The sequence below is a fragment of the Frigoribacterium sp. PhB116 genome (genome assembly GCF_004364285.1).
Classification (GTDB): domain Bacteria; phylum Actinomycetota; class Actinomycetes; order Actinomycetales; family Microbacteriaceae; genus Frigoribacterium.
This window is the reverse complement of the sequence record NZ_SOBE01000001.1, coordinates 1265018-1283273: the sequence shown is the minus strand read 5'-3', so window position 1 is coordinate 1283273 and position 18256 is coordinate 1265018. Positions and strand designations below refer to the sequence as shown.

Genomic DNA, 18256 nt, shown 5'->3' with positions numbered 1-18256 from the left:
ATGAGGAGCGGACACGACGGCCGCCGCCGCCGTCGTGTTCGCGACCGTCAGGCGTTCGTCAGCTCGCGCTCTGCCGGTGTCGTGCTCCGCGCCTCCTTGGCGGACGTGCCGAGGCGGTCCTTGAGACGAAGGGCCGGCCCCTCGACGAAGCGGTGCGAGAGGTACGCCGTGACGACGGACGCGGCGATCACAGCCACGACGCCGAGCGCACCGGGGACGACGGGGGTGATGAGGGCGATGAAGACGACGTGCCAGAGGTAGATCGGGTACGAGAGCGCCCGGCCGAACCAGGCGACGGGGCTGAGCGAGAGCACCCGGGCGGGGAGCGACGGTCGGGAGACGAGGCCGCCGATCAGCAGTGCCGACGCGATCGCGACGCCGGGCAGCATCACGGTGAAGGTCGTGACGTTCTGCTGCCAGCCGCTCCCGATCGCGGCCAGGGAGCCGACGACGCCGGCGAGGCCGGCCCAGGTGGCGACGCTGCCGAGGCGGCCTCGGAACAGCGCCTGCCCCTTCTCGGAGCCCATCACGAGCGCCAGTCCGCAGCCGAGCAACAGCGGAGCCACGTTCAGCACCGGGCTGAAGTAGATGTCGGGCGTCGACCCGCCCCCGGGCGCCTCGAAGAGGAAGCCCGACGCCACCACGGAGGCCACGACGAGCGCGCCGAGCACGGCCACCATGACCCGGCGGGTGGCGACGACCGCGATGAGGAGCATGAGGAGGGGCGGCCAGACGATGTAGAACTGCTCCTCCATCGAGAGGCTCCACATGGGCGAGAACACACCCTGCGACTCGCCGAGGAACGAGCGGGCGACGTTGCCCGTGTAGGTGAGCGCGACCGCGGCAGCGCCGAGGGCGCTCATGGTCGAGCCCTGGTAGTCGCCGATCAGCCACCACAGGGCGACGCCGACGACCACGACGGCGAGCAGGGTCGGGTACAGGCGCAGGATCCGCCTCACCCAGAAGCGGCCCAGGCGGATGCGGCCCGTGCGGGCGTGCTCGCCGAGCAGCAGCGTCGTGATGAGGTAGCCGGAGAGCACGAAGAAGACGTTGACGCCCACGAATCCGCTGCCGAAGCCGGGCACGTGCAGGTGGTAGAGCACCACGAAGGCGATGGCGACCGTGCGCAGGCCGTCGAGCGGCAGGACGCGGTCGCGGCGCGTCGATGTCGTCGGAGAGGCGAGGGGCATCGGGCCAGTCTGCCCGGCGGACCTCCGATCTGCCCGGGTGCGCTGGGCGGACAGGTGCGTGAGGCGCGTGGAGGGGGAAGGCACGTCGAGCGCGGCGAGCGCGGCGAGCGTGTCGAGCGTGTCCAGCGTGTCGAGCGTGTCGAGCGTGTCGAGCGCGTCGACGAGTCAGGAGGCGGTGGCGAGAGCGAGCAGGGAGCGTGCCGGGACGACGACAGGGCGTCGACGACTCCTGAGTCGTCGACGCCCTGCGTGGCCCGCGTGCCGAGGCGAGGCGAGGGGAGGTGCGGTGCGCGCGCGGCGCGTCAGGCCGTGGGGGCCCCGGCGTGCTTGCCCGAGCCGCCGTGGCTGCCCGCTCCCGGACCTGCGTCTGCTCCGGAGGCGGCGTCTCCTACGGCTCTGGATCCGGCTCCCGAGGGGCGGCCGTGGCCGACCCGGCGCGGCAGGGCGAATACCAGCGCGAAGGCGACGAGCGCGAACGCCGCGCTGACGCCCATGGCCGCGGCGGAGGCGTCGGTGAAGCCCGCGGCACGGCCTGCCGCCGTCGCCAGCTCGCGGCCGCCGGGCAGCGACCCGAAGAGCACGCTGCCGATGATGGCGATGCCCACCGCCGAGCCGATGCGCTGGATGGCGGAGATCACGGCGCTGGCCGAGCCGGCGTCCTGCGGGTCGACCGTGGCCACGATGAACTGAACGTTCGGGGCGATGAAGAAGCCGTTCCCGAGGCCGGCCACCAGCAGCGGGACCAGCAGGATCCAGTTGGTGAGGTCGGCCGGCTCGACTACGAGGAGGATGATCCACATCGCCCCGAGCCCGATCGTGACGAGGGCCGTCCCGAGCACCAGCACGTTGCGGCCGAGCTTCTGGGCGAGCTGGTTGCTCTGCGACGACGAGATGATGCTGCCGACCGCGAACGGGATGGCGACGGCGCCGGAGGCGAGGGCGCTGTTCCCGAGGCCCGACTGCCAAAGCAGCGAGATCGTGAAGAAGATGCTGGTGAAGGCCGCGAAGTACACGAGGGCCAGGACGACGCCGCCCGTGAACTGCGGGTGGGAGAACAGCTTGGGGGGCACCAGAGGCGTGCGTCCTCGGCGGGTGTAGGCCACCTCCCACAGCCCGAACAGCGCGAGCAGCACGAGGCCGCCGGCGATGCTCAGGTAGGTCCAGAGGGGCCAGCCCTCGTCCTGCCCCTGGATCAGCGGGACGAGCAGCGCGACGAACGCCGCCGACACGAGCAGCAGGCCGAACCAGTCGAGCCCGCGGTCGGGGCGAGGCACGGACTCGTCGCGACGGGGGAGCAGCACGGCGGCCGCGATCAGCGTGATGATGCCGAAGGGCAGGTTCACGAAGAACACGAGACGCCAGCCGTGCTCGTCGCCGAACGCCTGGATGAGCAGTCCGCCGATGATCGGCCCGAGGGCCGACGAGACGCCGATGACCGCTCCCATGATCGCGAAGGCCTTGCCGCGCGACCGCCCCGGGAACAGCAGCTGGATGAACGCCGTCACGGCCGGCACGAAGATGCCGCCCGCGAGCCCCTGCACGACGCGGAACACGACGAGCTGGTGGTCGCTAGTGGCCACGCCGCAGGCGAGGCTGGCCAGCGTGAACAGCAGCACGCCCGAGAAGTAGACCCACTTGTGCCCGATGCGGTCGCCGATGCGGCCGGCCGGGATGAGCGTCAGGCCGAACGCCAGCGCGTAGCCCGAGATGATCCACGACAGCGTCGACTCGGAGGCGTCGAGGTTCGTCCTGATCGTCGGCAGAGCGACGTTGACGATCGTCGTGTCCAGCAGGGCGATGAACATGCCGAGCAGCAGCGCCGACAGGGCGAGCCACGACTGGCGGGGGATGGCGGGCGCCGGGGCGGCTGCCCGGGCGGTGGCGTCGGTCATGGAGGTGCCTTTCAGGGGGCAGGGTCGGGTGCCCGGCGGGTGGCCGGAAGAGGGAGATGGGAGTCGAGGAGGCGGTCGCTACCGACCGGGGGAGCCGGGAGTCAGTGCGTGCCTGGCACCCGCCTCCTCGTCGGCGACGATCTCGGGGAGCGCGTCGACGAGCGTGTCGTGCCAGTCGAGCTCGGCGCGGAGCCGGTGCTCTCGGTGCGCCATCGCGTGCTTCTCGGCGACGGAGAGCCAGGGGCTGGCGCGACGGTGGTGCTCGATCTCGTCGTCGAGGAGACGACGGACCGCCCGACGACGTTCGTGGACCGTGCCGACCAGGTCGTCGATGGCGTCGGGGTCGACGCGGGTCAGCGCGAGGTCGAAGGGATCGGGCCGCAGCACGACGGTCTCGAGCGCGTGCCGGCGGGAGTCGGCGAGGGCCGCGCGACCCTCGTTGGTTATCGCCCAGACCTGGCGCTCGGGGAAGTTGCCCTCGCGCTCGGTGCGGACGGGGGTGAGCAGGCCCTCGGCGGCGAGGCGCTTGAGGGCGCCGTACAGCCCGCCGACCGAGATGTCGGTCCACTGGTGGACGTGTTCCTGCTCGGCCTGGAGCTTGAGCTGGTGCCCGTGCATCTCGCCGTGGCGCGCGAACGAGTCGAGCACGAAGAGGCGGATGGAGGACACCGAGGTACTCTCGCACGAGTAGTCGTTCGCGTCAAATATCGTGCAGTGCGCGCAACCTCGGTTTCACCGCGGGCACACCCGGCGTCGAGCAGGCCGGACGCGTCGCAGGGCGAACTTCGGGCGCTTGACCCCGGGCCGCCGCCACCGCCACCGCCACCGCCGCCGCCGCCGCCGCCGCCGCCGCCGCCGCCGCCGCAGCCGCTGACGCCGCCGCGCTGTCGAGGACTCAGGCGCGGGACGCGGCGAGCTCGGCGACGTCGCGCATCCCGGGCGCGAGCGACGGCGACTCCTGATCGCTCAACAGCAGTGCGGCCCGCTCAGGAGCGAGCCCCGCGAAGCACTCGCCGATGGTGACGCCGTGCTCGGGGCGCGAGACGACCCGGAGGTCGTCGCCCGCGGAGATCTCGCCGCCGACGACCACCTTGAGGTACGCGCCGGGCCTGCCCTCCTCCTGGAACCGCCGCACCCAGCCCCGTTCGCCGAGTCGACGCGCGAACGTGGCGCACGGAGTCCGCGGCATGGTCACCTCGAGGACGAGACGCTCGCCGACGGCCCACCGCTCGCCGATGACGGCGCCGGTGACGTCGAGGCCCGACGTGCGGAGGTTCTCGCCGAACGAACCGGGGAGCACCTCACGGCCGAGGAGGTCGGCGAAGTGGTCGGCGTCCTCGTCCGCGAAGGCGTACACGGCCTTGTCCTCGCCGCCGTGGTGGGCACGACTTGCCTGGACGTCACCCCGCAGGCCGAGCTTGCGGACGGGCACCGGCCCCTCGACCGGTCGCTTGTCGATCGCGGTCACGCCGACGCTGCCGGAGTCGTCGAGCAGGGCGTGGACGCGGCAGATCGCGGTGACGTGGGGCATGGGGCCATCGTGCCCGAGACCACGACCCTCGACAAGGCGGACAGCGAACGGCGGGCGCTCGAGACAGGGTGCGGCGGTGACGGCGCGCGTCGAGGCTGCGAGCGTGTCAGCGCTCGTCAGCGTCGTCAGCGCGTGACTGCCTCGCGGGCGTGAAGCAGCCCCAGCTCGGACCGTCGGGGCAGGCCCTCCCAGTCCCCGGCCGCCAGGCAGACGAACGCCCCGACCGTCGCGGCGGTCTGCAGGCGGGTCGGTGCGTCGCTCCCGGCCGCGAGCTCGGCGAGGTAGCCCGCGACGAACGCGTCCCCGGCCCCGACCGTGTCGTGGGCGACGATCGGCACGGCCACCTGCGTGACGAGCTGGCCGTCGACCATCGCCACGGCACCGGCCGCACCGCACTTGACGACGGCCTGCCGCGGACCGAACTCGGCGAGGCCGCATGCCAGTGCTGCGGCTGCGGCAGCGGCATCGGAGGGGGAACCGGCGGCGGCGGAGTCGGTGGCGAACGACGCCGAGGCGGCCGGCCCGAGCAGCATCGCGGCTTCGTCCTCTCCGGCGAACAGCACGTCGCAGCCGGCTGCGAACTCCCGGCAGAACGTCGCGGCGTCACCCGTCGACCACAGGGCACGCCGGTAGTTGACGTCGAACGACACCAGGACACCCGCCTCGCGGGCGACGTCGGCGGCTCGGCGGACCGCCTGCGCAGCCGAGTCCGAGAGAGCCGGCGTGATGCCGGTCACGTGCAGCACGTCCGCCGAAGCGATGGCCGACTCGTCGAGATCGTCGGACGACAGACGCGATCCGGCACTCCCGGCCCGGTAGTAGGTGACGTTCTGCGAGGTCGAGGTCCGACGCTCCTTGATCATCAGGCCGGTCGCCGCACCGTCGTCGATCGTGACCCGGGCGTCGACGCCCTCGGCGCGGATCTCGCGAGCGACGAGACGGCCGACGGAGTCGTCGCCCACTCGGCCGAACCAGGTCACGTCCACGCCGAGCCTGCTCAGGCCGATGGCGACGTTGGACTCCGAGCCGCCGATGCCGAGCTGCATCGTGTTCGCGTGGGCGAGCGGCCCCGGCTGCGCGTTGGAGAGCAGCCCCATGGTCTCGCCGAGCGTGACGACCCGTGGTCGCCTGGTCGAGCTGGAGGAGGCGGCGGTCGGGTCCGTCACCGCGCCTCCCCGGCCTCGAGGGCCAGCCCGACGACGCGGCGTGCGCGTTCCTCGAGGGCGCTCGCAGCGCCTCCGGCGAAGGCGTCACGCAGGAGAGGACCGCCGAGGCTCACGGCGAGCGAGCCCGCGCGGATCCACGCCGGGACGTCGTCGAGCTCGATGCCGCCTGACGGCACGACCTCCAGGTCGGGGAAGGGGCCGCGCAGCTGCCCCAGGTAGCCGGGCCCCACCGTCGAGGCGGGGAAGAGCTTGACCGCTGTGGCGCCCGATGACCAGCTCGACCAGAGCTCGGTCGGTGTCAGGCCGCCGGGGTAGAAGGGCACGCCACGGCTCGTGACCGCGGCAGCGATGGCCGACGACGTGATGGGCGTGACGACGTAGGCGGCGCCGTGGTCGACGGCGGACAGGCCCTGCTCGACCGTGGTGACGGTCCCCAGGCCGATCTCGGCGGCGTCGGCGAAGCGACGGGCGAGATCGGGCAGCACGGCCAGGACACCGGGCGTCGTGAGCGTCAGCTCGATGCTCTGGATGCCTCCGCGGACGAGGGCCTCGACCACGGGCTCGAGCTCCCCGGCCGTGGGTGCTCGGAGCACGGCGATGACGCGCGATCCTCGGAGAGCAGCCGAGGCAGGCGTCCGGCCGCCTGGTCCGGTCGGGGCCTGAGCGGCCGTGGACGTGCTGCTGACGGTCATCGTGAGTCCTTCGCGCCGGTGCGGTGGTCATGACCAGTATGACCCGAGGCGGGGGAGAGGGCTGACCCGCGTGGGGCCAGGGCCTGTGCTCGGTGCCGCTGGGCGAGTTCACGGCGGCGGGACCAGCTGTGGTGCGCCTCGTCGGGCCGACGACGTGGCAGACGCCACCGTCGGCCAGGTCGCGAGCGTCCGTGCGTCGACCGTCGTCCGGTCGCCTCGTCCCGCCCTCGGCCCGGACCTGGGGTCCGTCCGGTCGACAGGTCGTCGCGGACGCGCGTGCGGCTCGGCGGCACGGGCCCGGCCGCCGTCCCGTCACGGTGCATCAGGACCGCCGCCTCGATGGCGGCCAGGACGACGTCCCAGTGCTCCGTGATCAGGTCGTAGCTGAGGTGCACGGGGATACGCCGACGGATGAAGGTTGCCATGTCCTTGCTGACGTCGGCGTCGAACCGGTCTGCGTGCCACTTGCGCCCGTCCGTCTCGACTCCGAGCACGCCGTTCACGACCAGGTCGGTGTGGCGGCCGAAGCCGACGGGCACCTGCGAGGTGACGTGGAAGCCCGCCCTCCGGAGCCGCGTGCGCACGACGCTCTCGAGGATGCTCTCGCTGTCGGCGTCGACCCAGTCGGCGATGCCGCGGGCGTCGGCGGGCAGACGGGCGAGGACCCCGCAGAACTCGGCGTCCGACAGGCGTTCTTGGTGGAGGGCCCAGTCGCAGAGCGCGACCGCGATCTCGAAGTCCTCCTCGAGGACTGCTCGGACGAGGGCGTCCGCGATCGAGACGACGGCCACGCCGCCCCGCTCCCGGACGCCGACCGGATCCCACACGACCCGTGACCGTCGACACCGGCGGAGCCGCGCTGCGTGGGGCGGGACGGAGACGCAGACCGAGTCGGGACGATCCCACATCCAGCCGCCGAGGTGGAACAGGGCGGAGGCGCCCGTCAGCCGCCCGCCGACCCGGACCGCCGTGACGCGGTCGTCGTCGAGGGGCAGGTTGCTGTACCAGCCGAGGCGCGGCCGATGGAGGTCGCCCGACCGCACGGCACGGGTGAGGTCGCGATCCGTCGCGCCGGCCCGACGGAGTTGCTGACGGGTGGCGAAGCCCCCGGCATCGCCGACGATGTCGGTGAGGGTGCTGGTGTGCATGCCGACACTGTCGCGCGGCGTCCGGTCTCGCCGCCGAGGGTCGGAGGGCCGCTGGGGACGGCCGTGGCGCGTCGCCGGGCTGAGGAGGGATCGCCGACCCGACATCGCGGCGCGGCCGTGCAGTCGATCATTCAGGTCCTGGCGCCCGTCTGACCCGGCTCGGCGCGTCGCGACGCGGTGACCGACGGCGTGTCCTGATCCGTCGACCGCGCCCCCGCGGCGATGGCGTACGAGGGGCGCTCACGCGCTCGGGGCCCCTCGGCGCCCTTGACTCCCCGTCGAGCCGGTTCTTAGGGTGGAAGAGCGCGGTCACGGGAGACCAGCGGCCGTCGCGCACGATCGACACGTCGAGGAGGACGCATGCAGATCGACCGCAGGGGGCTGCTCGCCGGGGCGGCGGGACTGGCAGGAGTCGCGGCGCTCGCGGGCTGCGCACCCCGCGCCGAGCGGACCGAGATCGGCGACTGGCCCACGGAGGTCGGCGACGAGCCCGTCACGATCGACTGGTGGAGCGCCAACATCGCCACCAACGAGGGCGGCGACCTCCGCCCCCGCCTGATCGAGGAGTTCAACAAGCAGTACCCGAACGTGCGGATCAACCTCGTCGCGGCGCCTGCCGACACCGACACGAACCGCACGACCCTGACCACCCAGATCGCGGCCGGCTCGCAGAGCCCCGACGTCATCCACGGCGACATCGCCTGGCCCGGCCAGTTCGCCGAGAACTCCCTCGCCACGCCCCTCAGCACCCTCGTCCCGGACGACTTCTGGGACCAGTACCCCGAGGGCCTCCGCTCCGCCGCGAGCGTCGACGGCGAGTACTACATGTTCCCCGTCTACATCGACAACTCGTTCCTGGTCTACCGGCAGGACCTCCTCGACAAGCACGGCTTCCAGGTGCCGGGGTCGTGGGAGGAGGTGGTCGAGACGAGCAAGGCGCTGATCGACACGGGGGACGTCGACTACGGCTTCGTCTTCCAGGGCAACGTCTACGAGGGCATGACGTGCAACGCGGTCGAGTTCGTGGCCGACGCCGGCGGCCGCTTCACCGACGAGGACGTGACCGAGTCCACGGCGACGAGCTCGGAGGCGCGACGCGGGCTGGAGTTCATGGCCTCGCTGGTCTCCGAGGGCGTGACGCCCCGCGCCTCCTTGACGTACATCGAGCAGGCGAGCCTGGACGCCTTCACGACGGGGCGGGCGGCGTTCCTCCGCAACTGGTCGTACGCGTACGACACCGCGAACAGCCCCGACGCCTCGAGCGTCGCAGGCAAGATCGGCATCCGGTCTCGGCCCGGGTTCGACGGCACGGACGAGACGCACACGACGATCGGCGGCTGGGGCAGCTACATCAACCCGCACACCGCGAAGCCGGCCGCGGCCCTGGCGTGGGCGCGGTGGCTGGCCGACGAGGACGCGCAGCAGCTCATCGTGCGCGAGGGCGGCGTGATCCCGGCGCGGACGGCGTCGCTGACGAGCCCCGACGCGAAGGCCGCCGCCAAGCCGCAGTACGAGATCGCGGCCGACTACACGCTCGTGCCGAGGCCGACCGCGACCGCCTTCTACCCGAAGGTCTCGCAGGGCATCTACGTCAACGCGAACTCGATCGCCGCGGGGCAGTCGGCCGTCGAGACGGGAACCAGCCGCATGCAGCGGCAGATGGACGTGGCACTCGCCGGGCAGGCCCTGTGATGAGCGTTCAGGAAGAGACGACGACGCCCCGCCAGGACACCGCGCTCTCGACGACCACGGGGCCGCCGACGCCTGAACGCTCAGCGCGCACCTCGCTCGCGCGCACCCGCAACCGCGCCGCGTGGCTCTTCGCCAGCCCGGCCCTGCTCGTCATCCTGCTGGTGACCGTGTTCCCGGTGATCTACTCGGTCGTGCTCAGCTTCGCGCGGGTCACCATCGACTACGACGGGTTCCAGGTCGAGGAGTACACGCTCGCCAACTACGGCGCGCTGCTGCAGAGCCAGGACTGGTACCGGGCCCTCGGCTTCACGATCCTCTACACCGTCGTCACGGTGACGATCGAGCTCGTGCTCGGCATGCTCTCGGCGCTCGTGCTCGAGCGGCTCGGCGTGACCCGGGGCTGGATGCTCGCGCTGCTGCTGATCCCGTGGTCGCTCGTCACCATCGTCTCCGCGCAGCTCTGGAAGTACATCTACGACTCGACCTACGGCATCGCCACGTGGGGGATCGCCCTGTTCGCGGACAGCCCGCCCGTGATCCTCGGCGAACCGGTCAGCGCCGCGGCCGCCCTCATGGTCGCCGACATCTGGAAGACCACGCCGTTCGTCGCGATCATCCTGCTCGCGGGCCTCGTGATGATCCCCGACGAACAGTACGAGGCCGCCGAGCTCGACGGCTCGAGCGCGTGGTCGACCTTCTGGCGCGTCGTGATGCCGCAGCTGCTGCCGACGTTCACGATCGCGGTCCTGTTCCGGGTGCTGCAGGCGTTCGGCGTCTTCGACCTGCCGTTCGTCCTCACCCAGGGAGGCCCCGGCACCTCGACCCAGACCCTCGCGATCATGGGCTACAAGGTGCTCTTCCAGGACATCAACATCGGCCCGGGAGCCGCGATCGCCACGTCGACCGCCCTGATCGTCGGGCTCGGCTGCCTGCTGTTCCTCCGAGCGTTCCGCAACCAGGCGAAGGGAGGCGACTGATGGCCCGCACCAAGATCCGGCGCGGCTGGCGCCGCTGGGTCAACGTGGTCAACATCGGCGGCGTGCTCATCGCCCTCGTGACGGCGATCCCGCTCTACTGGCTCGTGGTGTCGTCGTTCAAGACGGCTCCCGAGGTCGCGGCGTCGCCTCCCACGGTCGTTCCCCAGACCTGGACGCTCGAGAACTACGTCACCGCGTTCGTCTCGAACGACCTCGCGGTCTACATGCTCAACAGCGTGATCGTGGCCGTCAGCACCACGGTGCTCGTCCTTGGGCTCGCGCTCTTCGCGGGCTATGCGCTCACCGGCCGCAAGCTCAAGGGCGGCACCACCATCATGACGACGCTCCTGATGCTGTCCGTGTTCCCCGCGATCGCCGTCCTGACGCCGATCTACCTGATCGAGCGGCAGCTCGGCCTGCTCAACAGCTACCCCGGCCTGATCATCCCGTACGTCGCGTTCAACCTGCCGTTCGCGATCTGGATCATGCGCAACTACCTCGCCGGCATCCCCACCACCATCGAGGAGGCGAGCGAGATCGACGGCGCCTCGCCCCTCCGCACCGTGTTCTCCGTCATCCTGCCCATGTCGAAGCCGGGCCTCTTCACGGTCGGCGTCTTCACCTTCACCGCCTCGTGGAGCGAGTTCCTCATGGCGCTCACCTTCAACAGCGAGACGTCGTTCCGCACGATCCCGGTCGGCATCGCGCTCTTCGGCACGCAGTTCACCGTGCCGTACGGGGCGATCTTCGCGGCGTCGGTCTCGGCGACCGTGCCCATCGTGATCCTGGTGCTGATCTTCCGCCGCTCGATCGTCTCCGGGCTGACCTCGGGGGCGGTCAAGGGCTGAGGCGAGGAGGCGCGGGCCCGGTCGCGTCGAGGACTCAGGCACCCGAGGCGGTCGCCGCCGTGGCGCGGGCCCGGCGGCCGGCACCGGACAGGTCTCGCCTGAGTCCTCGACGGGGGCGGGCTCACGCCAGCGGCCTCACGCCAGCGCGGGCACGTCGCCGCGGCGTCGATAGGTTGGGCCGATGACAGACATCGCCGTGACCGTCCTCCCCGTCCCCGACTCGTCCGGAGTGGGCGGCGACGTCTGGGGCGTCGGCCCCGCGACGCGCGCCGTCGAGGCCACCGGCGCCAGGGCGGTCGAGCTCGGCGACGAGACGCAGATGATCGTGGTCGGCGGCCGCGTCGACCAGGCCGAGCTGCGCCGGGCGATCGACGAGCACCCCGCCGTCTCGGTCGTGCAGCTGCCGAGCGCCGGTGTGGACTCGTACGTCGAGACGATGAGGGCCACCCGCCGTGACGGGCTCGTCTTCACCAGCGCGAAGGGGGCCTACAGCGCGCCGGTGGCCGAGCACGCGCTCGCCCTGACCCTGGCGACGCTGCGTTCGCTGCCCCTCCGAGCCCGTGCGGACTCCTGGGAGCAGGAGCAGCGCGGCATCTCGCTGAACGGGTCGCGTGTGCTGATCATCGGCGCGGGCGGCATCGGCACCGAGCTGCTGCGGCTCCTGGGGGTGTTCGACGTCGAGGTGACGATGGTCGTGCGGACGCCCCGCGAGGTCCCGGGTGCCGTGCGCACCATCACCGCCGAGGGTCTCGCGGAGGTGCTGCCCGACATGGACGTCGTCGTGGTCGCGGCCGCCCTCACCGACGGCACGGCCAAGATCGTGGGCCGGGCCGAGCTCGAGGCGATGAAGCACACCGCCGTGCTCGTGAACATCGCCCGAGGGCCCCTCGTCGACACCGACGCGCTCGTGGCAGCGCTCGCCGCGGGGTCGATCGGCGGAGCCGGCCTCGACGTGGTCGACCCCGAGCCGCTGCCCGACGGGCACCCTCTCTGGGACGAGCCGCTGGCGCTGATCACCCCGCACCAGGCGAACACGAACGCGATGACCGAGCCGCTGTTCCAGGCCCGGGTCGAGGAGAACATCCGGGCGCTCGCCGACGGCGGACAGCCCGTCGGCGTCGTGGACGTCGACGCCGGGTACTGACCCCTTCTCGCAGGGCCGTGGGCCCGCAGGCCTGCCGCCCCGCCGGGAGCGACCCTGTCGAGGGCTCAGGAGGCGGGCACGTCCACGGCGTCGGCGTGCAGGTGAGCACGGCCGTCCGGCCCCCGCCGCCTGAATCCTCGACGCCTAGGTCCGCGTACCGTCGCCCCCATGCGCCGTCCCCGTCCCGTTCTGCCCGCTCTCGGCCGGCACCGCCCTCCGCGCGCCCCTGACGACCGTTTCCGCGGCCGCATCGCGGGCTTCGGCACGGCCTCCGGGACCCGTGTCGTCATCGGCATGTGGGACGAGTCGCCGCTCGGCCGCTTCGCCGACGTGATGATCGAGGACGCGGCGGGCCACCGCCTCCTGCTCGCACCCTCGCCCGAGGTCGCGGACTACGTCTCGTCGACCTACTCGTTCGACGAGGTGCGGGTCGTCCCGGTCGCCCGCCGCAGGGTCGACGGCGGCATCGCCGTGACGGCGGGCGACCTCGAGGTGACGCTCGCCGTCGGGCCGATCTCGTGGCTCGGCGTGTTGCTGCGGCTGGTCCCGCGCGGCCTCGCGACCCGGCCGGCGTGGCTCACCCTCGTCGATCCTGTCGCCCGCGTGCTCGTCCGCGGCGCCCGCACGGCCGGCACCGCGGGCGGAGGCCGCCGCGAGTACTACGGCGTCACCCTCGTGCGCGACCTCGCCGCCGTCACGGCCGTCCGCGACGGCGTCGACCTCGGCTCGATCGCGCCGCTGTCGCCGCCCGTGCGATTCGGGTTCGGCTCGGCGCCCGCGCGGCCCAGCCTGGTCGACGTCGTCAGCACGATCCGACGTCCGGCCTGAGCCGAGGAGGCGCGCGGCAGCCCCGCGACGACGCGCGAGGTGAGGGCCAGCGCGCGTCCCGCAGCGACCCTCGGGAATATCCCGCGCCTCCGGCAGGTCTCCCTCCGTGCACGTGCATGACGCGTCACCTACCCGCGTCGGAGCCCGCCGCACCCACCGCACCCCTTCAGCAAGGAGACCCCATGACCACCGTCCTCGTCCTCGTCGGCAGCCTGCGCGCCGGATCCACCAACAAGCAGATCGCCGAGACCGCGGTGCTGAACGCCCCCGAGGGCGTCACCCTGAGCGTCTACGACGGCATCGCGCACCTGCCGTTCTACAACGAGGACATCGACGTGGACGGCGCCCGTCCGGAGGCGGCCGTCGCGTTCCGCAGCGCGCTCAGCGGCGCCGACGCCGTGCTCGTCGTCACGCCCGAGCACAACGGCACCATCCCTGCCGTGCTCAAGAACGCGATCGACTGGGCCTCGCGTCCCTACGGCGAGAGCCAGATCTCGGGCAAGCCGGTCGCGGTCATCGGCAGCGCGTTCGGCCAGTTCGGCGGCGTGTGGGCGCAGGACGAGACCCGCAAGTCGTTCGGCATCGCCGGCGCGAAGGTCCTCGAGGACGTGACCCTGGCCATCCCCGGCTCGGTCGTCCGCTTCGCCGAGGTGCACCCCAAGGACGACGCCGAGGTCGTCGCGAAGCTCGCCGAGGTCGTGTCCGCGGTCGTGGCGTCGACGCGCAGCGACGCCGCGTAGGCGACTCCTCGGGAGCGTCGTCGCAGGCGCGACGAGCCAGCAGGAGGCGGGCGAGACCGTGTCGGTCTCGCCCGCTTTCCCACGCGGTCGCCCGACACCGCGGATTCGGCGTCCCGAAGTTGTCTGATCAGGGATTTTCTGGCGTCACGGCCGCCTCCGGCATGCCAAGATCGACAGGTTCCGGGGCGACGACGCCCGCCGTCGCCGCCACCGAAAGGACCCGTCGTGAGCTTCTGGGCCCTCCTCTTCATCGCCCTCGGCGTCTCTGCCGACGCCTTCGCCGTCGCGCTGGGCAAGGGCTTGCACATGCGCCAGTTCTCGGTGCGCGGGGCCACGGTCATCGCCGTGACGTTCGGTCTCTTCCAGGCGGCGATGCCCCTCGCGGGCTGGCTGCTCGGCACCGCCTTCGCCAGCTACATCGCCGACTTCGACCACTGGATCGCCTTCGGGCTCCTCGCCCTCATCGGCGCGAAGATGCTCTGGGAGGCCTTCACGAAGGGCGCGGACGACGACGAGGACGTCGACCGGATCTCCACCCGCGAGCTGCTGCTGCTCGCGGTGGCGACCAGCATCGACGCCCTCGCCGTCGGCGTGACGCTCGCGTTCCTGCCGGTGTCCATCGGCGGGGCCGTGCTCTTGATCGGCGTGACGACGACCGTCCTGACCTTCGTCGGCGTGCTCGTCGGCCACCGGGTCGGGGCGCGCTTCGGCAAGCCGGCCGAGATCGCGGGCGGCGTCGTCCTGATCCTCATCGGCACGAGCATCCTGCTCGAGCACCTCGGAGTGCTTGCCTAGCCAGGCACCGGAGCGCAGGCCAGCGGGCCGTTGCCCGGAACGCGGCTCACGGGCCGAGGTCCCGGAGCAGCAGGCTGCAGATCGCGACGTCGGGGACGACGACAGGAGGCGCGGTGCTCGTCGCACCGCGCCTCCTCGTGTCCCGCAGCCTGCGTCAGCGGCGGCCGAGTCGGCGCTCTCCGCCGGCGCCCAGCGCGTAGGGGAGGCCGTAGTGGGCGAAGACGTCCGCCTCCTGCGAGGCCTCGAGCTCGCCGTCGGTGTCGATGGACGGGGCGTCCTTGACGAGCTTCTTGTCGAACTGGACCTTGAGGTGCTTCGGGGCGACGACCGCGCCGTCGAGGGGCACGAAGATGAGCTTCTTGCCCACGAGGCCGGTCTGGACCGTCGCGAAGGACGGGGTGTCCGACGACGTGTCGAAGTAGACGCTCTCGAGCTGTCCGATCTTGTCGCCGCTCGGGTCGACGACCGGCAGGCCGATCCAGTCGCGCAGGTTCTCCGCTTCGAACATGACATCCCTCTCTGCTGCACGGATCAGGGCCGGCACGCGTGTGGTCGACGGTAGTAGCCCGGCGTGCGCGCGGGCCGGGCAGTGCGCGCGGGCCGGGCAGTGCGCGCGGGCCGGGCAGTGCGCTCGGCCCGGGCAGTCCGCGCGGGCTGGGCCGCGCGCAGGCGCGCCGTGCCGATCCGGGCGGTTCCGGTCTGCCCCGTGCCGTCGAGGACTCAGGCGTGCGCGTCGCGACCGGCCCCGCCGGCAGGCGCCTGGCACGATGGCGGCATGTCCGACCTGAGTCCTCGACGCGACCCTGCGTCGACGCCCGTCCTGCTCGTCGTCGACGTCGCCGATGGCGGACGCGACGACCCCGCCTTCGAGGCCGAGCTGCAGCGCCTCACGGCCAGCGTCGTCGCGGCGGCGACCGACGTGGGCTTCGCCGTCGACCGCGTGCCGGCGGCGCAGACGCCCCCGGCCGAGCTCGACGAGCGCCTGTCGGCGGCGGACGCGGTCATCGTGACCGGGGGAGAGGACGTCGACCCGTCCCTCTACGGCGGCGACCCGGGCGAGCCGCACCTCGGCCAGACGTTCCCGGCGGCGGACCGGGCCCAGGTCGCGATCGTCCGTCGCGCCGTCGAGGAACGCACCCCGCTCGTCGGCATCTGCCGGGGCATGCAGCTCGTGAACGTCGCCCTCGGCGGCGACCTGGTGCAGCACCTCCACGACGGCGGACACGTCGGAGGCGACACCACGGACAGCATGGTCGACCACCGCGTGCTCGTCGAGCCCGGCAGCGAGCTGGCGAAGGCGCTCGGCGCGACGGAGCTCGACGTGCGGAGCTCCCACCACCAGGCCGTCGGACGTGTCGCCGCGGGGCTCAGGGTCGTCGCCCGCGCCGACGACGGCACGATCGAGGCGGTCGAGCACGAGGAGGCGCCCGTCTGGTGCGTCCAGTGGCACCCGGAGGACGCGGGGTCGCGCGGCACCGTGCTCACCGACCTGCTGGAGGCGGCGCTGGCCGCTCGCCGCGCCTCCTGAGGCCGTCACAGCGGGGCGGCGACCTGTCGACCAGGGCGGCGACGGCACTGCGCAGGCCGCAAAACCGAATGTCGTTCTGGATCTTGCGGAGGGCCCGGGGGGCCGTGCAACACTGGATGGACGCCCTCGTCGTGGAGTGGCCCATCCCCGAACGCCCGCCCCTCCGCCGCGACGTGCGCGCTCCGCCTCCCGACACCGCCCGCGCCGTCACGCCGGGTCTTGTCGGCTGAGTGGTCCCTCGACGAGCCGATCGTCGTGCGCGCCCGGCCGGCCCGTCCAGGAAGGCCTGACCGTGCCCCAGAACTCCCCGCGTCCCGACGACACCCGCACCGGCTCCGTGGCCCTCGCCCCCGAGCCCGACACGCAGGGCCCGACCTCGACCCCGGCCTCGACCTACACGGGGTCCATGCGGGTCAGCGGCATCGACACCCCGGCCCCCCGTCCGACCCACGGCCACGACGGTACGCCGCACGTCCTCACCCCGTCGGCGATCGTCGGCATCGCCGTGCTCGGGCTGGCCACGTTCTTCGCGATCACCACCGAGCTGATGCCCGTCGGACTCCTCTCGACGATGAGCGAGGACCTCGGGGTCACCGAGTCCCGCATGGGCGTCGTCATCACGGTCTACGCCCTCGCGGTCGCCCTGCTCGCGCTGCCGCTGACGTGGGCGACGGCGCGCGTGCCGCGGAAGGCCGTCCTCGTCGCGACCCTCGGTGGCTACACCGCGTCGAACCTGATCGTGGCGCTCGCCCCGAACTTCGAGACGGTCTGCGTGGGACGCGTCGTGGGCGGCATCGCCCACGCCCTCTTCTTCTCGGTGGCCTCGGCGTACGCCACGCGCATCGTCCCGCCCCGGCTCGCGGGCCGCGCCATCGCGTTCGTCTACTCGGGCAGCTCGCTCGGCTTCGTGCTCGGCGTGCCCCTCGCCACGGCGGTCGGCGACCACCTCGGCTGGCGCTCCGCGGTCTTCGCCGTGGCGGTCGCCTCCGCCGTCCTCGCCGTCGTGGCGCTGGCGTTCCTGCCCGCGGTCCGGGGCGAGTCGTCGCCGCACCTCGGCTCGGTCGCGGCCTGGGCTCGTTCCGGCCTGCTCGCCGTCGTCGTCGCCGACCTCCTCCTGTTCGCCGGGCACTACGTCGTCTACACCTACGTCGGCCCGTACCTGATGACGGCCGGACTTAGCGACGACGCGGTCGCACCGGCCCTCCTCGTGCTCGGCGTCACGGGCATCGTGGGGCTGCTGACCGCGGGTGCCTTCGTCGACCGGGCGCCGCGACAGACGCTCATCGCCGCCGTGGCCGTCATGGCGCTGGCCCTCGCCGCCCTGCCCCTCGTGCACGGCTCGCTCGTCGGCACCTTCGTGGTAGCCGGGCTCTGGGTCGCGGCGAACGGCACCACCGGGACCTTATTCATGGCGGCGGCCATCCGCACCGGAGGCGTCAGCCCCGACATCGCCGGAGCTCTCGTCAACGCAGGCTCCAACGTCGGCATCGCGGCCGGGGCCGCGCTCGGCGCACAGGTGTTCGGCACGGCCGGGCTCGGCCTCGGCGCGCTGCCGTTCGTCGCGGCGGTCGTGGTCGGGGCGAGCCTCGTGGTCGTCGTCCTCGGCCGCCGGGGCTTCCCGGTCTCGGGACACACGCAGTCGACCCTGTCGACGTCGAGCCTCCGCACCATCACCTCGTCCGTGTCGGTCGTGACGGCGTCGATCGCGACCGTGCAGGCGGCCCGCACGGGCTCGGTGCCGACCGGACCCGCAGTGCGCGGCGGGCGTCGGAGCAGCTAGCCCCGGTCGGGGTCCGTCGGAACGGGTGCCCGCGCCTCCCGTGCCCGGCACCACCGCGGCACGGTGCCGTGTCGAGGACTCAGGCAGCGGCGCCGTCGAGGGCGCCCGATCGGCGGCGTGCACGGCGCGCACGGCGCCGTCTCCTGAAGGGTCGACGCGGTCGACGCGGTCGAGCGGGGCGGCCCCCGTGTTGAGCGAGCGACCCTCGTGTCGAGGACTCAGGCGTCGGCGTCCTCGACGGGCTCCGACCGGCGGCACGAGCGTCGTCGGCGTCGTCGCCTCCTGATCGCTCGACACGGTCGAGC

The 18256-nt window shown here is 72.6% G+C and carries 17 protein-coding genes; 9 read left to right on the top strand and 8 right to left on the bottom strand.

Annotated features, from left to right (window positions below):
• Nucleotides 1-47: 47 nt before the first annotated feature.
• The 7 genes from EDF20_RS05830 to EDF20_RS05800 all read right to left on the bottom strand — a co-directional run bounded on the left by EDF20_RS05830 (nucleotide 48) and on the right by EDF20_RS05800 (nucleotide 7619).
• On the bottom strand, nucleotides 48-1190 hold the full coding sequence (locus tag EDF20_RS05830) for an acyltransferase (protein WP_133737958.1): 1143 nt from the start codon (nucleotides 1188-1190) through the stop codon (nucleotides 48-50).
• Between the two features lie 302 nt (nucleotides 1191-1492).
• Complete coding sequence (locus EDF20_RS05825; protein ID WP_133737957.1) at nucleotides 1493-3082, bottom strand: MFS transporter; 1590 nt, start codon at nucleotides 3080-3082, stop codon at nucleotides 1493-1495.
• A 78-nt stretch (nucleotides 3083-3160) separates the two neighbouring features.
• Nucleotides 3161-3751, bottom strand: a complete 591-nt coding sequence (locus EDF20_RS05820) for a PadR family transcriptional regulator (protein ID WP_208292579.1) — start codon at nucleotides 3749-3751, stop codon at nucleotides 3161-3163.
• 226 nt (nucleotides 3752-3977) lie between these two features.
• Complete coding sequence (locus tag EDF20_RS05815; protein ID WP_133737956.1) at nucleotides 3978-4613, bottom strand: MOSC domain-containing protein; 636 nt, start codon at nucleotides 4611-4613, stop codon at nucleotides 3978-3980.
• A gap of 125 nt (nucleotides 4614-4738) precedes the next feature.
• A complete protein-coding gene (locus tag EDF20_RS05810; RefSeq protein ID WP_243833384.1) occupies nucleotides 4739-5779 on the bottom strand; it encodes a sugar kinase in 1041 nt (346 codons plus the stop codon).
• Nucleotides 5776-6471, bottom strand: coding sequence for a bifunctional 4-hydroxy-2-oxoglutarate aldolase/2-dehydro-3-deoxy-phosphogluconate aldolase (locus EDF20_RS05805; protein ID WP_133737955.1), 696 nt, complete (start codon nucleotides 6469-6471; stop codon nucleotides 5776-5778). The genes EDF20_RS05810 and EDF20_RS05805 overlap by 4 nt, the downstream gene beginning before the upstream one ends.
• Complete coding sequence (locus EDF20_RS05800; RefSeq protein WP_133737954.1) at nucleotides 6468-7619, bottom strand: type IV toxin-antitoxin system AbiEi family antitoxin domain-containing protein; 1152 nt, start codon at nucleotides 7617-7619, stop codon at nucleotides 6468-6470. Before EDF20_RS05800 ends, EDF20_RS05805 begins: the two co-directional genes overlap by 4 nt.
• Before the next feature lie 360 nt (nucleotides 7620-7979).
• Here EDF20_RS05800 and EDF20_RS05795 point away from each other — a divergent pair, with 360 nt between their 5' ends.
• From EDF20_RS05795 to EDF20_RS05765, 7 genes are all read left to right on the top strand, one after another.
• The gene (locus EDF20_RS05795) at nucleotides 7980-9311 is read left to right on the top strand and encodes an extracellular solute-binding protein (RefSeq protein WP_133737953.1); all 1332 of its coding nucleotides are present in this window, start codon (nucleotides 7980-7982) and stop codon (nucleotides 9309-9311) included.
• Entirely contained in the window at nucleotides 9311-10288 is a 978-nt protein-coding gene (locus tag EDF20_RS05790) for a sugar ABC transporter permease (protein ID WP_133737952.1), read from the top strand. Before EDF20_RS05795 ends, EDF20_RS05790 begins: the two co-directional genes overlap by 1 nt.
• A complete protein-coding gene (locus EDF20_RS05785) occupies nucleotides 10288-11136 on the top strand; it encodes a carbohydrate ABC transporter permease (protein WP_123546807.1) in 849 nt (282 codons plus the stop codon). The genes EDF20_RS05790 and EDF20_RS05785 overlap by 1 nt, the downstream gene beginning before the upstream one ends.
• 181 nt (nucleotides 11137-11317) lie before the next feature.
• Nucleotides 11318-12280, top strand: coding sequence for a D-isomer specific 2-hydroxyacid dehydrogenase family protein (locus EDF20_RS05780; RefSeq protein WP_133737951.1), 963 nt, complete (start codon nucleotides 11318-11320; stop codon nucleotides 12278-12280).
• Nucleotides 12281-12448: 168 nt separating this feature from the next.
• On the top strand, nucleotides 12449-13108 hold the full coding sequence (locus EDF20_RS05775) for a hypothetical protein (RefSeq protein WP_243833382.1): 660 nt from the start codon (nucleotides 12449-12451) through the stop codon (nucleotides 13106-13108).
• Between the two features lie 182 nt (nucleotides 13109-13290).
• Entirely contained in the window at nucleotides 13291-13848 is a 558-nt protein-coding gene (locus EDF20_RS05770; protein WP_123546805.1) for an NADPH-dependent FMN reductase, read from the top strand.
• A 225-nt stretch (nucleotides 13849-14073) separates the two neighbouring features.
• Nucleotides 14074-14643 carry a manganese efflux pump MntP family protein gene (locus EDF20_RS05765; RefSeq protein ID WP_123546804.1) on the top strand — a complete coding sequence of 190 codons (570 nt, stop codon included), beginning with the start codon at nucleotides 14074-14076 and terminating at the stop codon, nucleotides 14641-14643.
• A 154-nt stretch (nucleotides 14644-14797) separates the two neighbouring features.
• Here the strand turns inward: EDF20_RS05765 and EDF20_RS05760 are convergent, their stop codons facing one another.
• Nucleotides 14798-15151, bottom strand: coding sequence for a PRC-barrel domain-containing protein (locus EDF20_RS05760; RefSeq protein WP_123546803.1), 354 nt, complete (start codon nucleotides 15149-15151; stop codon nucleotides 14798-14800).
• A 267-nt stretch (nucleotides 15152-15418) separates the two neighbouring features.
• Between EDF20_RS05760 and EDF20_RS05755 the strand changes: the two genes are divergently transcribed.
• Together EDF20_RS05755 and EDF20_RS05750 are read left to right on the top strand one after the other, a co-directional pair.
• Nucleotides 15419-16171 carry a gamma-glutamyl-gamma-aminobutyrate hydrolase family protein gene (locus EDF20_RS05755; RefSeq protein WP_133737950.1) on the top strand — a complete coding sequence of 251 codons (753 nt, stop codon included), beginning with the start codon at nucleotides 15419-15421 and terminating at the stop codon, nucleotides 16169-16171.
• Nucleotides 16172-16463: 292 nt separating this feature from the next.
• Complete coding sequence (locus EDF20_RS05750; protein WP_133737949.1) at nucleotides 16464-17951, top strand: MFS transporter; 1488 nt, start codon at nucleotides 16464-16466, stop codon at nucleotides 17949-17951.
• Nucleotides 17952-18256 lie beyond the last annotated feature (305 nt).

Bases quoted from the DNA above. Each gene is read 5' to 3' on its own strand.
- EDF20_RS05770 (WP_123546805.1), top strand. From the start codon at position 13,291: ATGACCACCGTCCTCGTCCTCGTCGGCAGCCTGCGCGCCGGATCCACC.
- EDF20_RS05830 (WP_133737958.1), bottom strand. From the start codon at position 1,190: ATGCCCCTCGCCTCTCCGACGACATCGACGCGCCGCGACCGCGTCCTG.
- EDF20_RS05785 (WP_123546807.1), top strand. From the start codon at position 10,288: ATGGCCCGCACCAAGATCCGGCGCGGCTGGCGCCGCTGGGTCAACGTG.
- EDF20_RS05800 (WP_133737954.1), bottom strand. From the start codon at position 7,619: ATGCACACCAGCACCCTCACCGACATCGTCGGCGATGCCGGGGGCTTC.
- EDF20_RS05780 (WP_133737951.1), top strand. From the start codon at position 11,318: ATGACAGACATCGCCGTGACCGTCCTCCCCGTCCCCGACTCGTCCGGA.
- EDF20_RS05815 (WP_133737956.1), bottom strand. From the start codon at position 4,613: ATGCCCCACGTCACCGCGATCTGCCGCGTCCACGCCCTGCTCGACGAC.
- EDF20_RS05755 (WP_133737950.1), top strand. From the start codon at position 15,419: ATGTCCGACCTGAGTCCTCGACGCGACCCTGCGTCGACGCCCGTCCTG.
- EDF20_RS05805 (WP_133737955.1), bottom strand. From the start codon at position 6,471: ATGACCGTCAGCAGCACGTCCACGGCCGCTCAGGCCCCGACCGGACCA.
- EDF20_RS05760 (WP_123546803.1), bottom strand. From the start codon at position 15,151: ATGTTCGAAGCGGAGAACCTGCGCGACTGGATCGGCCTGCCGGTCGTC.
- EDF20_RS05795 (WP_133737953.1), top strand. From the start codon at position 7,980: ATGCAGATCGACCGCAGGGGGCTGCTCGCCGGGGCGGCGGGACTGGCA.
- EDF20_RS05775 (WP_243833382.1), top strand. From the start codon at position 12,449: ATGCGCCGTCCCCGTCCCGTTCTGCCCGCTCTCGGCCGGCACCGCCCT.
- EDF20_RS05825 (WP_133737957.1), bottom strand. From the start codon at position 3,082: ATGACCGACGCCACCGCCCGGGCAGCCGCCCCGGCGCCCGCCATCCCC.
- EDF20_RS05790 (WP_133737952.1), top strand. From the start codon at position 9,311: ATGAGCGTTCAGGAAGAGACGACGACGCCCCGCCAGGACACCGCGCTC.